The following is a 15,349-nucleotide window of genomic DNA, read 5'->3' on the forward strand; positions in this document are numbered from 1 at the left end:
GGCACTCCGGCGGTGTCGCCGGAGCCGTGGCTTCGACCGTGCCCGGGGCAGCCCCGGGCCGTGGCCGCGGCCACGACGGCGGAAGGGCGGAAATGGGCATGCGGTTGACCATCCTCGGCGGGGGCGGATTCCGCGTCCCGCTCGTCTACGGGGCCCTGCTGGCGGACCGCGCCGAGGGCCGGGTGTCCCAGGTGACCCTCTACGACGAGGATCCCGCCCGGCTCACCGCCATGGCCCGGGTCCTCGCGGACCAGGCCGCGGCCTCCGGGGCGGCGGACGCCCCGGCCGTCACCGCCACCGGGGACCTCGGCGAGGCCCTGCGCGGAGCCGACTTCGTCTTCTCCGCCATCCGCGTCGGCGGCCTGGAGGGGCGCGCCACGGACGAGCGGGTCGCGCTGGCCGAAGGGGTGCTCGGCCAGGAGACCGTGGGCGCGGGCGGGATCGCGTACGGCCTGCGAACGGTGCCGGTGGCCCGGGAGATCGCGCGCCGGATCGCCCGCAGCGCCCCGGACGCCTGGGTCATCAACTTCACCAACCCCGCCGGTGTGGTCACCGAGGCCATGGCCGAGGAACTGGGTGACCGCGTCATCGGCATCTGCGATTCGCCCGTCGGGCTCGGCCGCCGGATCGCCCGGCTGCTCGGGGCCCGGCCCGGCGAGGCCTGGATCGACTACGTCGGCCTCAACCACCTGGGCTGGGTGCGGGGCCTGCGGATCGGCGGGCGCGACGAACTGCCCCGGCTGCTGGCCGACCCCGAGGCCCTGGAGTCCTTCGAGGAGGGGCGCCTCTTCGGCGCCGACTGGCTGCGCTCGCTCGGCGCGATCCCCAACGAGTACCTGCACTACTACTACTTCAACCGCGACACGGTACGCGCCTACCAGGAGGCGAAGCAGACCCGCGGCGCCTTCCTGCGCGACCAGCAGCGCGGTTTCTACGCCGAGGCCGGCCGCCCGGGACAGTCCGCCGGGGCGGCGCTCGCCGCCTGGGACCGGACCCGGGCCGAGCGCGAGGCCACGTACATGTCGGAGAACCGCGAGGTGGCGGGCGTCGGGGAGCGCGAGGAGAGCGACCTGGAGTCCGGCGGCTACGAGAAGGTCGCCCTCGCCCTGATGCGGGCCATCGCCCGCGACGAGCGCGCCACGCTGATCCTCAACGTCCGCAACGGCGCCACCCTGTCCGTGCTGGACCCGGAGGCGGTCGTCGAGGTGCCCTGCCTGGTCGACGCGAACGGCGCCCACCCGGTGTCGGTGGCACCGCTGCCGCTGCACGCGGTGGGGCTGGTCACCTCCGTGAAGGCGGCCGAGCGGGCGGTGCTGGCCGCCGCCGCGAGCGGCTCCCGCGCCGACGCGGTGAAGGCCTTCGCGCTGCACCCGCTGGTGGACTCGGTGACGGTGGCCCGGCGGCTGCTGGACGGGTACGCGGCGGAGCACCCGGGCCTGGCCCACCTGCGCTGACGCCCCCGCCGGAGCCCGGTCCGGGATCTCACCCGTACGGCGGCTTGCGGCATGCGCCGCGGTGGGGGCGCTGTGAGCATGCGAGATGTGACCACTGCCCCCGCCGTCGCCGCGGCGCCCCCCGTGCTGGACCGGCGGCGGCGCAACGTCGTCTTCGGCACGATCATGCTGGGCGTGCTGCTGGCCGCGCTCGACCAGACGATCGTGGGCACCGCCCTGCCCACCATCGTCGCGGACCTCGGCGGCGCGGCCCACATGGCCTGGGTGGTGACCGCGTACCTGCTCGCCGAAACCGTCGCGACCGTCCTCGTCGGCAAGTTCGGCGACCTCTTCGGCCGGAAGATCATCTTTCAGATCTCCGCCGTCGTCTTCATCACCGGCTCGTTCCTGTGCGGCCTCGCCTCCAACATGACCCTGCTCATCCTGTGGCGGGGCCTCCAGGGCATCGGCGCCGGCGGCCTGATGGTCACCTCCATGGCGCTCATCGCCGACGTCGTCCCGCTGCGCGAACGCGGCAAGTACCAGGGCGCCATCGGCGCCGTCTTCGGCGTCGCCACCGTCATCGGACCGCTGCTGGGCGGCCTCTTCACCGACCACCTCAGCTGGCGCTGGGCCTTCTACGTCAACGTCCCCGTCGCCGTCCTCGTCGTCGTGGCCGCCGCCCGCACCATCCCCTCCGTACGCGTCGCCGGCCGGCCCGTCATCGACTACCTGGGCATCGCCCTCGTCGCCGTCGGGTCCAGTGCCCTGATCCTGGCCACCAGCTGGGGCGGCAACGAGTACGCCTGGAGCTCGCCGACGATCATCGGCCTGTTCGCGGGCGGCGCGCTGGCCCTCGCCCTGTTCTGCCTGGCCGAGACCCGGGCGGCCGAACCGATGCTGCCCATGCGGCTCTTCCGCAACCCGGTCTTCACGGTCTGCTCCGTCCTCAGCTTCGTCGTCGGCTTCGCCATGCTCGGCGCGATGACGTTCCTGCCGACCTACCTGCAGTACGTGGACGGGGACTCCGCCACCCTGTCCGGCGTACGGACCCTCCCGCTGGTCATCGGCCTGCTCATCGCGTCCGTCTACAGCGGCAACGCCACCTCCAAGACCGGCCGGTACCGGATCTACCCGATCGTGGGCTGCGCGGTGATGGGCGCGGGCCTCTACCTGCTGTCCACGATGGGACGCGGCACCGGCGCCTGGCTGGAGTCCGTGTACATGTTCGTGCTCGGCGCCGGCATCGGCCTGTGCATGCAGGTGCTCACCATCGCCGTGCAGAACACCGTGGACTACGCCGACCTCGGCACGGCGACCTCCGGAGTCACCTTCTTCCGTACGCTCGGCAGCGCCTTCGGGACCGCCGTCTTCGGCACGATCTACGCCAACAGCCTGGAGCCCGCCCTGAAGGCCGGGGTCGCCGAGGCGGCCCGCGCCACCGGCACCGACCCGGCCCGCATCGGGGCCGCCGCGCAGAGCCCGCAGGGCGTGCACGGGCTCGACCCGGCCGCGGCGGGCCCGGTCATCGACGCGTACGCCGACGCCCTGCACACCGTGTTCCTGTGGACGGTGCCGGTGGCCGCCGTGGGCTTCGTCGTCGCGCTGTTCCTCAAGCAGGTCCGGCTGCGCGACAGCGCCCGGGCGGGCTCGACCGACATCGGCGACGGTTTCGGCTCCCCGGCCACGGCCTCGGGGGACTCTGCCAAGCTGCTGGAGCTGGCGGTCGGCAAACTCGTGCGGAACATGGGGCCCGACACGGCGCGGGCCATCGTCAACGCCTCCGACACGCGCCTCGACATGGCGGGGGCGTGGGCCGTGATGCAGGTGGACCTGATGACCCGGACCGTGGGGCACGCCGGCCTCGGGCTGATCGCGTCGCGGCTGTCGCTGCCGCCGGAGGTGCTGCTGCCGGTGTTCGACCGGATGGTCGAGGAGGGCTTCCTGACCCGGCAGAACGGCTTCTTCGCCCACACCCGGGCGGGCGAGCGCGAAGCCGCCGTGATCTCCCGGGCCTGGGCGGACTGGCTGGGCGACCGGCTGGAGCAGGACCGCGGCCGCCCGCGCAGCGAGGAGCTGCGGGCGGCGGCGGACGCCATCGCCAAGCGGCTGCTGGCCGAGGACCTGGGTGAGGGCAACTTCGCCCCCCGGCGCACCGCTTAGGCCGTGTCCCCGGCTCCGGCGGGGTAGTCGTGCGAGGGGACGGGCGGCAGGGCCGTGAGGCCGGGGCGCCAGACGCGCAGTACGGCCGCCGACGGCGGGTACAGGGCGCCGGGGATCTCCTCCGGGGCGAACCACTGCCAGCGGGCGATCTTGTGCGGTTCGGTGACGGCCGGGGTGCCCTCGGCCGAACGGGTGAGGGCGGCCACCGTCAGGCGGGTCGGCGGCTCGGGGGCCGCGGACAGCTGGACGGCGAGCAGCTCGACGTCCCCGGGGTCGGCCCGCAGGGAGGTCTCCTCCGCCAGCTCCCGGGCGGCGGTCTCCTCGAAGCGCTCCCCGGGGTCGACCTTGCCGCCGGGCAGCTCCCAGTTCCCGTCGTGGGCCTGGCCGAGCAGGACCCGGCCGTCGGGGCCGACGACGATCAGTCCGACGCCGACGGTCGCGTGGATCCCGGCGGCGGCGCGGGCGGGCATGGAGCCTCCGGGGCGGGATCCGGCGCCGGGGGTGTTCTCGTGTTCGCTGGCCATGCGGCCATTTTCGCCGGTGGGGCGGCCCGCCTCCCCGCCGGACCCCTCGGACGGATGTACGAGTTTCGGCCGGGGTCCGTACGTGCAGGCTCTGGGCGGTCAGATCGTCGTACGGGACGCCGGTTCGGGGGTAGCCATGGCACATCTGCTGGTCATCGGCGGAGGGATCGCCGGGCTCGCGACCGCCCTCCTCGCGGCCCGCCGGGGGCACACCGCCGAGGTCTTCGAACGCGACACCCGCGCCCCGGGCACCGCCCTCGACCGGGACTTCTTCGGCTGGCACCGCCCGGGCGTACCGCAGGCGGCGCAGCCGCACGTCCTGCTCGGCGCCGCCCGCCGGCTGCTGCGCGCCGAACTGCCCGACGTGCATGCCGAGATGATCCGGCTCGGCGCCCGGGAGCGGCACGAGCTGGACTGGTTCGAGGTACGGCCTCCCGCGCGCCCGGGGGACGAGGACCTGGTCATGGTCCAGGCCCGCCGGATCGTGCTGGAGAGCGCGCTGGCCACCGCCGTACGGGCGGAGCCGGGCGTGGTGGTTCGGTACGGGGAGCCCGTCGTCGGCCTGACGCGGGCCGAGGGGGCCGACGGGGGCGAGGGCGGCGACGGGGCCGGGGAGGTGCCGTGGGTCCGGGTCACCGGGGTGACCACCCCGGGCGGCGCGTACCGGGGCGACCTCGTGGTGGACGCGGCCGGCCGGCGCGGCGGCTCCGCCGGCCTGGCGGCCGCCGCCGGCTGCCGTCCGGCCCCCGTCGAGCGGCACCGCACCGGCCTGGCGTACTTCTGCCGCTGGTACCGGCTGCCCGACGGGACGGACGAGGGTCCGCGCAAGCCGTGGACGGTGACCGGCGGCGCCTTCGCGGGCTGCGCCGTCTTCCCGTCCGACAACCGGGTCTTCGCCGTCACGGTGTTCGCGCACACCGGGGACCCCACCCGCGCCGCCCTGCGGGACCCGGCCGTGTTCGAGGCCGCCGCGCGGGCCTTCCCGCCCGGCGCCGCCTGGCTCGGGCTGGGCGCCGAGCCGCTGTCGGGGGTGCTGGCGACCGCGGGCCTGGACAACCGTTGGAGCCCGCTGGCCGACGGGCGGGGCCCGGTGGCGACCGGGATGGTGCCGGTCGGCGACGCGCTCACCCACACCAACCCGACCCTGGGCCAGGGGACCTCGCTCGCGCTGTGGGCCGCCGACCGGGTGGCCCGGACGGCCCACCGGGACCCGGGCTCCTTCGGCTTCGCCGCCGCGTACCACGGCTGGGCGCTGCGCACCCTGAAGCCCTGGTTCGACCTCCAGGTCGGGGCCGACGCGGCGGTCGGGGAGCGGCTCGCGGCGCGGGCCGGTTCCGGGGGCGGCGTGGCGGGCCGGGCGCGGGAGGCGGCCGCGCTGTTCGAGTGCGCGCTGGAGGACCCCGAGGTGATGCGGGCCCGGGCCAGGGTCCGGCACCTGGCCGAGCCGCCCGAACGCGCCTACGCGGACCCCGGGGTCCGGGCGCGGGTGGCGCGCTGGCTCGCGGCCCGGCCGGACTGGACGCCGAACGCGGTGGGCCCGGACCGGGCCGAATGGGAGCGGCTCACCGGCGCCGGGAGCGGCCCGGGTCAGATCCTGTTCGGGTCGTTGGGCAGCAGCTTGAAGGACACCGGCAGGTAGCTCGTGTCCTCGGGAAGCCCCCGCGCCCTCAGGAGGTCCTGCACGACCTGGCGGTACACGCCGAGGGTGGTCGTGCCCTCGTACGGGGTGACGGATCCCGCCGCCCCGTATTCGCTCCAGTGGGTCTCACGCTGGACCTTGACGGTCACCGCGTAGAAGTGGCTGCCCTCGTCGTTCATCTCTTCCCCCGAGAGTTTCGGGCCGCTCCGTCCGGAGCCGGGCCGTTTTCCCGAAGGTACAGGAGCGGGCCGACACCGCTGCTCAGCCCGTGCCGCCCAGCACCTCGGCCAGGTCGTAGCCGACGACCTCATCCAGCTGGGCGTACGTACAGCTCTCCGGCGTCCGGTCGGGGCGCCAGCGCGCGAACTGGGCGGTGTGGCGGAAGCGGTCGCCCTCCATGTGGTCGTAGCGCACCTCGCAGACCCGCTCGGGGCGCAGCGGCACCCAGGACAGGTCCTTCTTCCCCGTCCATCGGCTCTGCGCGCCCGGCAGCCGGGCGGTCTCGTGGGCCGCCTCCTCGGCCCAGGCCGCCCAGGGATGGCCGGCCGGGTCCGGCATGCGCAGGGGTTCGAGCTCCTCGACGAGCTCGGCCCGGCGCTTCATCGGGAAGGCGGCGCAGACGCCCACGTGCTGGAGGGCGCCGCGGTCGTCGTACAGGCCGAGCAGCAGCGATCCGATGATCGGACCGCTCTTGTGGAAACGGAAACCGGCGACGACGACATCGGCCGTACGCTCGTGCTTGATCTTGAACATGAGGCGGGCGTCGGGCCGGTAGGGGAGATCGAGGGGTTTCGCGACGACCCCGTCGAGCCCGGCGCCCTCGAACCGCTCGAACCACTCCCGCGCGAGCGCGGGATCGGTGGTGGCGGGCGCGAGGTGGACGGGGGGCCGGGCCGTGGAGAGTACGTGGACGAGGGCGCTGCGGCGCTCGCCGAGCGGAGTGTCGAGGAGGGACTCGTCGCCGAGCGCGAGCAGGTCGAAGGCGACGAAGCTGGCCGGCGTCGTCCCGGCGAGCAGCTTCACCCGGGAGGCCGCGGGGTGGATCCGCTCGCTGAGCCGGTCGAAGTCGAGGCGCCCGCCGTGCACGACGACGATCTCCCCGTCGACCACGCAGCGGTCCGGCAGATTCTCCTTCAGCGCGGCCACCAGCTCCGGGAAGTACCTGGTCAGGCTCTTGCCGGTACGGCTGCCGACCTCCACCTCGGCCCCGTCGCGGTGCACGATCGCCCGGAAGCCGTCCCACTTGGCCTCATACTGCATGCCCGGCGGGATCCTGCTCACCGACTTGGCGAGCATCGGCTTCACGGGCGGCATCACCGGCAGGTCCATGCCCTCGATTCTGCGGTGGTGCGTCCGGGCCCGCTCGGTGTGCGAGTCCGCCCGCACCCGCCTACCGTGGCGCCCATGGGCGGTAGCGCGGGTGGTGCGATCGAGCTCGACGCGGGCGGGCGGGCGGTACGCCTGTCCAGCCCGGACAAGGTCTACTTCCCGGAGCGCGGCCTCACCAAGCGGGACGTCGCCGAGTACTACCTGGCCGTCGCCGACGGGATCACCCGCGCCCTGCGCGACCGCCCCACCACCCTGGAGCGGTACCCGGACGGGGTGGAGGGGGAGTCCTTCTTCCAGAAGCGCGCCCCGAAGAACCTGCCCGACTGGATCCCCACCGCGCACATCGCCTTCCCCAGCGGCCGCACGGCCGACGAGATCTGCCCGACCGAGCCGGCCGCCGTCCTGTGGGCCGCCAACCTGGGCTGCCTGACCTTCCACCCCTGGCCGGTGCGCCGCGAGGACACCGACCGGCCGGACGAACTGCGCATCGACCTCGACCCGCAGCCCGGCACCGACTACCACCACGCGGTGGCGGCGGCGCACGAACTGCGGGCGCTCCTGGACGAGCTGGGGCTGCGCGGCTGGCCCAAGACCTCGGGCGGCCGCGGCCTGCACGTCTTCGTCCCGATCGCCCCGCGCTGGACCTTCACCGAGGTCCGCCGCTGCGCCATCGCCCTGGGCCGGGAGCTGGAGCGCCGCATGCCGGGCAAGGTCACCACGGCCTGGTGGAAGGAGGAACGCGGCGAGCGGATCTTCGTCGACTACAACCAGACGGCGCGCGACCGGACCATCGCCTCGGCCTACTCCGTCCGCCCCCGCCCGCACGCCCCGGTCTCGGCGCCGCTGCGCTGGGACGAGGTGGACGACGCGGAACCGCGCGACTTCGACATCGTGACGATGCCGGCGCGCTTCGCCGAACTGGGCGACCTGCACGCCGACATGGACGACCACGCCTTCAGCCTGGAACCCGTCCTGGAACTCGCGGCCCGCGACGAGCACGAACACGGCCTGGGCGACATGCCGTACCCGCCGGACTACCCGAAGATGCCGGGCGAACCGAAACGCGTCCAGCCGAGCCGCGCCAAACACGACGACTGACGGCCGGCCCGGTTTCCGGGGCCCGCAGCGCGGGAAACTCCTCGGCCCGGCAGGGGCGCAGGCACCTAGCCTGGCGGTATGGTCGCCGCTCCCGCCCCGCTGCCGCTGCTCTTCCTCGACGTGGACGGCCCGCTGATCCCCTTCGGCGGAACCGGCTACCCCCCGGCCGCCGGGCCCGGCAATCCCCTGCTCGCCAGGGTCGACCCCGCTCTCGGGCCCCGGCTGCTGGCCCTGCCGTGCGAGCTGGTGTGGGCGACGACCTGGGAGGACGAGGCCAACGAGACGCTCTCCCCGCGCCTGGGTCTGCCGCGCCTGCCGGTGGTGGAGTGGCCGGAGCCCTCCGACGCCGAGGGCCGGGACGGGCTGCACTGGAAGACCCGCACCCTCCTGGAACGGGCCGGCGGGCGGCCGTTCGTCTGGGCCGACGACGAGATCACCCCCGCCGACCGGGCCTGGGCCGCCGCCCACCACCCCGCCCCCGCGCTCCTGCACCGAGTCGACCCCCGGACGGGACTGACGGACGCGGACTTCGCCGTGATGGGCCGCTGGCTGGGCCTGAGCGGTGCGGGCGGCTAGTCGGTGTCCGTCGCCGCGAGGACCGCCAGGCGGCGGCGGTCCGGGGAGAGGGCCGCGATGGCGAAGTCGGCGCCGACCTCGTTGAAGAACCAGCCGGAGTCGGCCTCGAAGCGGAACCAGGTGGTCTCGCGGGCCCGGCGCTCCACCTCCTCGGCGTCGGCGCCGGCCGGGGCCCCGCTGAGGGCGGCCATCGAGCGCCACGCCCACATCCGCCCCCAGGCTCCGCCCACGCCCCCCGCGCACACCCCGCCCATCGACGCGGAGGCGAAGAGCAGCTGCCAGACGTCGTCCAGCGGCCTGAGCGCGACCTCGAAGCGGGCCGAGGCCCCGACGTCGGTGCAGGGCATGGGCAGGGCCGGCAGCAGGGCGGGCACCCGCTCGGGTGCGAGGGCCTCGTCCAGCGGGAACACCCAGGCGTCGCAGTGCCCCCAGTCGCCGCTGTGCGGGGCGCTGAGGATGGCCTCGTGCTCCTCGGCGGTGACCGAGTTCAGCAGGGCGGACCGCTCGGTGCTGCGCGGGACCGGCGGGTCGACGCGTCCCTCGGCGGGCATGGCCGTCGAGGATCCGCCGGTACCGCCGCCCAGCGAGCGGACCGGGAACCGGGCGCCCGCCTCGAAGTCGCGCCGCCGTACGGGGAGCCAGGACAGGGTGTGCGAGGAGGCCGGCGGCGGGAAGGCCCGCACGTCCACGCCCCGCAGCAGCAGTTCGTGGAAGAGGCAGGCTTCGAGTTCGTACGGTGTCCACGCGCCGGGGCGGCGGAAGACGGCGTCGGCGAGATCGTCGGGCCGCTGGTGCTCGGCGAGGAGCGAGGCCAGCTCCCGCCGGTGCGACGGGAGCCGCTTCTCGTCGACGAGCCGCATCAGCTCGGCCAGGCTCTCCCGGCCCGGGGTGAGCGCCAGCACGCGCACGACGCGCGCCAGCTGCTCCTGGTACGTCCGTGCCCGCCGGGCGGCGTCCTCGTACCCGTCGGCGAGCCGCGCCCCCAGTTCCCGCAGGTACGCGACGTCCCCCTGCGCGGCACGCCGCTCCGGCTCGCCCGGTACGAACTGGATGTCTTCCATGATCTTCACCCTAGTGCGCCGTCTTCGCGGTCGCCGGGCCCCCTGTTGATCAGGCGTTGATCGGACGTCCATCCCGCCGGTCCACGATCGGCGCATGTCGATGAACTCCATTGCCGCCCCCGCCTGGTACGACCAGGCCCTGTGCGCCCAGACCGGCCCGAGCTTCTTCTTCCCGGAGCCGGGGTCCTCGCTCCGGGACGCGAAGCGGCTCTGCGGGGCGTGCGAGGGCAGGGCGGCGTGCCTGGAGTACGCGCTGGCGAACGACGAGCGCTTCGGGGTGTGGGGCGGCCTGTCGGAGGCGGAGCGCTCCGCCCTGCGTCCGCGCGCCTGACGGGCGGCGGCCGGACACGGCGGAACCCCCGGCGGGGCCGTGGGTTCCGCCGTGGGTTCCGGGTGGTTCAGCCCTTGCGGGCGGCCATGCGCGCGGCGCGCGCGGCGAGGCGCTCGTCGAACTTGCGGGCCTCGGAGTCCAGGCCGTTCATGAAGAGCCCCAGCTCCTCCTGGGCCTTCTGGCCCTCGGGACCCAGGTCCTCGATGTCCATGATCTTGAGGAAGCGGATCACGGGGCTCAGCACGTCGTCGTGGTGGATCCGCAGGTTGTAGACCCCGCCGATCGCCATCTGCGCGGCCATCCGCTCGAAGCCGGGCATGCCGTGTCCGGGCATCCGGAAGTTGACGACGACGTCCCGCACGGCCTGCATCGTCAGGTCGGGGGCGATCTCGAAGGCCGCCGCCAGCAGGTTGCGGTAGAAGATCATGTGCAGGTTCTCGTCCTGCGCGATGCGGGCGAGCATCCGGTCGCAGACCGGGTCGCCGGACTGGTGGCCGGTGTTGCGGTGCGAGATGCGGGTCGCCAGCTCCTGGAAGGCGACGTACGCGACCGAGTGCAGCATCGAGTGGCTGTTGTCCGACTCGAAGCCCTCCGACATGTGCTGCATGCGGAACGCTTCCAGCTTGTCCGGGTCCACGGCGCGCGAGGCGAGCAGGTAGTCGCGCATCACGATGCCGTGGCGGCCCTCCTCGGCGGTCCAGCGGTGCACCCAGGTGCCCCACGCGCCGTTGCGGCCGAAAAGCGTCGCGATCTCGTGGTGGTAGCTGGGGAGGTTGTCCTCGGTCAGCAGGTTCACGACCAGGGCGATCTTGCCGATGTCGGTGACCTTGGACTGCTGGGGGTCCCAGGCCTCGCCGTCCTCGAAGAAACCGGGGAAGTTCCGGCCGTCGCTCCACGGGACGTACTCGTGGGGCATCCAGTCCTTGGTGACCTTCAGGTGGCGGTTGAGCTCCTTCTCGACCACCTCTTCCAGCGCGTACAGCAGCTTGGCGTCGGTCCACGCCTCCGAGCTGCCGAGGTGGGGAGAGGTGATCGTCACGGGTGCTCCTGGGGACAAAGCGAATTACCTACGGTTCCGTAGCCTACGGAGTCGTAGGTTAAGCGCGACATCAAGGAGCGCCAAGCCCCGGCCATCGTTCTGTCCGGCTACATCCGGTTATCTATGCAGTTTGAGAGGGTGCCGGGCTGCTCCGCGGGGGTGAGAATCACGCCGGAAGGTGGTCCGCGGCACCGCCTTGACGGCGCAGACCGCGGGTGGGGCCCGCACCGCGGTGCGGGCCCTGGCCCGGCCGGCGCGGACCGGCCGAGCCCCGCTACTGCCCCGTTGAGCCCCGGACCTCCTCGGCGGAGGCCGGCCGCAGCACGCCGCCGTCGAGCAGCAGCCAGCGCGTGATGCCGATCGACTCCAGGAACGGCACGTCGTGGCTGGCCACCAGCAGCGCGCCCTCGTACGACTCCAGGGCCGCGCCGAGCTGCCGCACGCTCGCCAGGTCCAGGTTGTTCGTCGGCTCGTCCAGCATCAGCAGCTGCGGAGCCGGCTCGGCCAGCAGCAGCGCCGCCAGCGTCGCCCGGAAGCGCTCGCCGCCCGACAGGGTGCCGGCCGGCCGGTCCGCCCGGGCGCCCCGGAACAGAAAGTGGGCGAGCCGCGCCCGGATCACGTTGTTCGTGGCCTGCGGGGCGAACCGCGCCACGTTCTCCACCACCGACCGCTCGTCGTCCAGCACGTCCAGCCGCTGCGGCAGGAAGCGGGCCGGGACGTGGGTCAGCGCCTCCCCGGACGCGGGTGGCAGCAGACCGGCGAGGGTCCGCAGCAGGGTCGTCTTGCCCGAGCCGTTCGCGCCGACCAGTGCGATCCGCTCCGGGCCGCGCACCTCCCACTCGCCCGCGACCCGCGCGCCGCCGTGGGCGAGGTGCAGATCGCTCAGGGTGAGCACCCGCCGCCCCGGCGGGACCTGGGTGGCGGGCAGCCGGACGCGGATCTCGGCGTCGTCGCGCACCGCCTCGACGGCCTGGTCCAGCCGCTCCCGGGCGTCCGCCAGTTTCTCCGCGTGCATGATGCGGTGTTTGCCGGCCGACTCCTGGGCGGCGCGCTTGCGGGCGCCCATGACGATCTTCGGCTCGCGCTTGTTCTCGTACATCTTCTGGCCGTACCGCTTGCGGCGGGCCAATTTGACCTGGGAGTCGGCCAGTTCGCGCCTCTGGCGCTGTACGTCGGCCTCGGCGACCCGGACCATCCGCTCGGCCGACTCCTGCTCGGCCGCGAGCAGGCGTTCGTATTCGCTGAAGTTGCCGCCGTACCAGCGGACTTCGCCCTCGCGGAGGTCGGCGATCTGGTCGACCCGCTCCAGCAGCTCCCGGTCGTGGCTGACCAGCACCATCACCCCGGACCAGGACTCGACGGCCGCGTACAGGCGGCGCCGGGCCCGCAGGTCCAGGTTGTTGGTGGGTTCGTCGAGGAGCAGTACGTCCGGCCGGGCGAGCAGCAGCGCCGCCAGCCGGAGCAGGACGCACTGGCCGCCCGACAGCTCGCCGACCGTCCGGTCCAGGCCGACTCCGGCGAGGCCGAGCTGGTCGAGGACGGCGAGCGCCCGCTCCTCGACGTCCCAGTCGTCGCCGACGGCGGTGAAGTTGGCCTCGGTGGCCTCACCGGCCTCGATGGCGTGCAGGGCCTCGCGGGCGGTGCGGATGCCGAGCGCCTCGTCCACCCGCAGGGCGGTGTCGAGGGTGGCGTCCTGCGGGAGGTAGCCGATGGTCCCGGCGACCGAGACCTGCCCCCCGGACGGGGTCAGGGCGCCGGCGAGGAGTTTCAACAGGGTTGACTTGCCACAGCCGTTGAGGCCGACCAGGCCGGTCCGGCCGGGCCCGACGGTCAGGTCGAACCCCTCGAAGACGGGGCTGCCGTCGGGCCAGTCGAAGGAGAGGGCGGTGCAGGTGGCGAAGACAGGAGTATGGCTCATGGAGGCCTCCAGGTTGCGTGGATGGTGCGTGCAACGTGGTGAGACGGCCGACTGCCACGGGGGCCGCGAGGATGCGGCGGGTGGGTGAGGGGGTCGGTGTCTCGGACCTCAGAAGAGCAATGTCCTACTCCGTTTCGGCGACTGCTGGGCCTTCACGAAGCTACGGGCGGCCCGGGGCCGCCCGCAAACGAATTAATCAGCAGGAGCCGCGCATCAGCTCGTCGAGACTGTGGTCCATGTCGAGATAGCGGTGTTCCAGGCCCGGCGGCACGAGCGCGGAGGTGCGTTCGAGGAACCGCTGGAGCTCGGCCGTGGTCATCAGCACGATCGCCACGCCCTCGGGCGCGTGGAACTCGACCGTGGTCCGGTCCCCGTCGTACGGCCGCACCCGCACGTCGCCGCACCCGGACGGATGGCGCAGCCCGGACATCAGCAGCTCGCGGGCGAAGGTCCAGGACACCTCCACGCCTTCGAGCGTGGCCAGGGCGGGGAAGGCCATGCGGACGGCGAAGGGATCCGAGCGGTCGTAGCAGAGGGTGACGGGGACGGTCTCGACCTTCGGTGCGGTGGCGATCAGTCGGGCCTGCACGGCCTGCTCGATGACAGTGATCAAGGCTCGCTCCCTTGCGGCGGATCTGCTGTCGGGCTGTGGGGTGGAGCCCGGCAACCGGATAGACGCCGGAATCGGCAAATCCGTGCATGGCGGATGACGTGAGCTGTGTCACCGATTGGCGCGATCTCATCCGTGTGATCGCACAGAGTGAGCGTTGGTGACGTGCGGTAAAAGGGCGGAGGGGCGGGGGCGTGCCCCGCGAAGCGATTCCAATACGTCCGGTAATCGATCGCTCTGCAGGCGTAAGCGGATGCGGGAGGGGCCCGAGGGGCGGGTGGAGGCACCCTGGACGGGGCCCGAGGGGTGCGTTAGCTTCCCGCGCCATGAGACTTCTGGGAGTTGGCATGTGCGCGGCAGCCCTGTTGGTCGCCACCGCCGTGGCGCCGGCGCAGGCGGCGTCCGCGCCGGACCTGCGCGGCGTCGGCTGGGCGGTCAAGGACACCGGGCAGGAGGGCGTCGACGGCGTCCGGTTCCGCGGCCTGGCCGCCGTCAGCCGCGGGACGGCCTGGCTCGCGGGCTCCAAGGGGCGGGTGCTGCGCACCGGGGACGGCGGTCGCAGCTGGCGGGACGTCTCGCCGCCCGCGGCGGTGGCCGAGGGGCTGGAACTGCGCGACATCGAGGCCTTCGACGGACGGCGGGCGGTCGCCCTGTCCATCGGCGAGGGCGAGGCCTCCCGGGTCCTGCGCACCGAGGACGGCGGCGCCACCTGGACCGAGGCCTTCCGCAACACCGATCCGCGTGCCTTCTACGACTGCCTGACCTTCTTCGACTCCCGCCACGGTCTGGCCGTGAGCGACCCCGTCGACGGGAAGTTCCGCCTCCTGGCCACGGATGACGGCGGGCGCAGCTGGCGGGTGCTCCCGGACGCCGGGATGCCGCCGGCGCTGCCCGGCGAGGCCGGATTCGCGGCGAGCGGGCAGTGCCTGACGGCCGCCGGGCCGCGGGACGTGTGGCTGGCCACCGGCGGGGGCCCGCAGGCGCGGGTGCTGCACTCCGCCGACCGGGGCCTGACCTGGCGGGTCGCCGACTCCACCGTCCCGGGCGGGGACCCGGCCCGCGGGGTGTTCGCCCTGGCCTTCCGCGACCGTACGACGGGCCTCGCGGTCGGCGGCGACTACCGCACCGGGCAGCCGTCGCCGCGGGCGGCGGCCCGCTCCGCCGACGGGGGGCGCGGCTGGACCCAGGCGGAGACGCCGCCGCCGGCGTACCGCTCGGGCGTGGCCTGGCACCCGTACGGGCACGGCACGGCCCTGGCGGTCGGCCCGACCGGGACGGACGTCACCACGGACGCGGGGCGCAGCTGGCGGCAACTGGAGCCGGGGTCGTTCGACACCGTCGACTGCGCGGCCGACGGAGGCTGCTGGGCGGCGGGGGAGAAGGGCCGGGTGGCCCGGCTGGAGCGGCGCGGCTGAGGGCTGCGCGGCCGGTGCCGGTGGCGGTGCGGGTGCCGGGCCGCGGTTGCCGCTGCGCGGGCTGCTCCCCGCCCCGCCCTTCGCCCGTTCCCCGGGCTCCGCCCCGGACCCCCGCGCCTCAATCGCCGGCGGGGCTGGGATAAGCCCCCCCCGCGGTGTGGGGGGGGGGGGCGGGGGCCGCCCGAGGGGGCCCCGGGGGGGCCCGGGGCGCCG

Annotated in this window: 14 protein-coding genes; 7 read left to right on the top strand and 7 right to left on the bottom strand. The window is 74.2% G+C overall.

The features are described 5' to 3' along the window. Window positions 1-98: 98 nt before the first annotated feature. Together ACQKM2_RS35650 and ACQKM2_RS35655 are read left to right on the top strand one after the other, a co-directional pair. Window positions 99-1,454 carry a 6-phospho-beta-glucosidase gene (locus ACQKM2_RS35650; protein ID WP_427717152.1) on the top strand — a complete coding sequence of 452 codons (1,356 nt, stop codon included), beginning with the start codon at window positions 99-101 and terminating at the stop codon, window positions 1,452-1,454. A 78-nt stretch (window positions 1,455-1,532) separates the two neighbouring features. Further along, entirely contained in the window at window positions 1,533-3,596 is a 2,064-nt protein-coding gene (locus ACQKM2_RS35655) for a DHA2 family efflux MFS transporter permease subunit (RefSeq protein ID WP_427717173.1), read from the top strand. Here ACQKM2_RS35655 and ACQKM2_RS35660 read toward each other — a convergent pair. Beyond that, entirely contained in the window at window positions 3,593-4,120 is a 528-nt protein-coding gene (locus ACQKM2_RS35660) for a nucleotide triphosphate diphosphatase NUDT15 (protein ID WP_427717154.1), read from the bottom strand. The two genes, ACQKM2_RS35655 and ACQKM2_RS35660, sit on opposite strands and share 4 nt — an antisense overlap. 136 nt (window positions 4,121-4,256) lie before the next feature. Here ACQKM2_RS35660 and ACQKM2_RS35665 point away from each other — a divergent pair, with 136 nt between their 5' ends. Continuing rightward, window positions 4,257-5,759, top strand: a complete 1,503-nt coding sequence (locus ACQKM2_RS35665) for an NAD(P)-binding protein (protein WP_427717155.1) — start codon at window positions 4,257-4,259, stop codon at window positions 5,757-5,759. Here the strand turns inward: ACQKM2_RS35665 and ACQKM2_RS35670 are convergent. Together ACQKM2_RS35670 and ACQKM2_RS35675 are read right to left on the bottom strand one after the other, a co-directional pair. Beyond that, complete coding sequence (locus ACQKM2_RS35670; RefSeq protein WP_427717157.1) at window positions 5,708-5,938, bottom strand: hypothetical protein; 231 nt, start codon at window positions 5,936-5,938, stop codon at window positions 5,708-5,710. The genes ACQKM2_RS35665 and ACQKM2_RS35670 overlap by 52 nt on opposite strands. An 82-nt stretch (window positions 5,939-6,020) precedes the next feature. Continuing rightward, window positions 6,021-7,088, bottom strand: a complete 1,068-nt coding sequence (locus tag ACQKM2_RS35675) for an ATP-dependent DNA ligase (protein ID WP_427717158.1) — start codon at window positions 7,086-7,088, stop codon at window positions 6,021-6,023. Window positions 7,089-7,163: 75 nt separating this feature from the next. Between ACQKM2_RS35675 and ligD the strand changes: the two genes are divergently transcribed. Next, entirely contained in the window at window positions 7,164-8,186 is a 1,023-nt protein-coding gene (ligD, locus tag ACQKM2_RS35680; RefSeq protein WP_427717160.1) for a non-homologous end-joining DNA ligase, read from the top strand. A 78-nt stretch (window positions 8,187-8,264) separates the two neighbouring features. Continuing rightward, entirely contained in the window at window positions 8,265-8,762 is a 498-nt protein-coding gene (locus ACQKM2_RS35685) for an HAD domain-containing protein (protein ID WP_427717162.1), read from the top strand. Here the strand turns inward: ACQKM2_RS35685 and ACQKM2_RS35690 are convergent. Then, window positions 8,759-9,823: a DUF6183 family protein gene (locus tag ACQKM2_RS35690; protein ID WP_427717163.1), complete on the bottom strand. Its 1,065-nt coding sequence runs from the start codon at window positions 9,821-9,823 to the stop codon at window positions 8,759-8,761. The two genes, ACQKM2_RS35685 and ACQKM2_RS35690, sit on opposite strands and share 4 nt — an antisense overlap. Window positions 9,824-9,917: 94 nt before the next feature. Between ACQKM2_RS35690 and ACQKM2_RS35695 the strand changes: the two genes are divergently transcribed. After that, on the top strand, window positions 9,918-10,154 hold the full coding sequence (locus ACQKM2_RS35695; RefSeq protein WP_427717164.1) for a WhiB family transcriptional regulator: 237 nt from the start codon (window positions 9,918-9,920) through the stop codon (window positions 10,152-10,154). Window positions 10,155-10,221: 67 nt separating this feature from the next. Here the strand turns inward: ACQKM2_RS35695 and ACQKM2_RS35700 are convergent, their stop codons facing one another. From ACQKM2_RS35700 to ACQKM2_RS35710, 3 genes are all read right to left on the bottom strand, one after another. Continuing rightward, complete coding sequence (locus ACQKM2_RS35700) at window positions 10,222-11,193, bottom strand: acyl-ACP desaturase (RefSeq protein ID WP_007267555.1); 972 nt, start codon at window positions 11,191-11,193, stop codon at window positions 10,222-10,224. Between the two features lie 274 nt (window positions 11,194-11,467). Then, window positions 11,468-13,111 (bottom strand): ABC-F family ATP-binding cassette domain-containing protein, encoded by a 1,644-nt coding sequence (locus ACQKM2_RS35705; RefSeq protein WP_427717165.1) that lies wholly within the window; start codon window positions 13,109-13,111, stop codon window positions 11,468-11,470. Between the two features lie 196 nt (window positions 13,112-13,307). Further along, entirely contained in the window at window positions 13,308-13,724 is a 417-nt protein-coding gene (locus ACQKM2_RS35710) for an SsgA family sporulation/cell division regulator (RefSeq protein WP_007267557.1), read from the bottom strand. Between the two features lie 323 nt (window positions 13,725-14,047). On the opposite strand from ACQKM2_RS35710, the gene ACQKM2_RS35715 reads away from it, so the two are divergent. Then, window positions 14,048-15,136 (top strand): WD40/YVTN/BNR-like repeat-containing protein, encoded by a 1,089-nt coding sequence (locus ACQKM2_RS35715; RefSeq protein WP_427717167.1) that lies wholly within the window; start codon window positions 14,048-14,050, stop codon window positions 15,134-15,136. The last annotated feature ends 213 nt before the right edge of the window (window positions 15,137-15,349 follow it).

It is taken from the genome of Streptomyces sp. NPDC004126, from assembly GCF_050275515.1.
GTDB lineage: Bacteria > Actinomycetota > Actinomycetes > Streptomycetales > Streptomycetaceae > Streptomyces.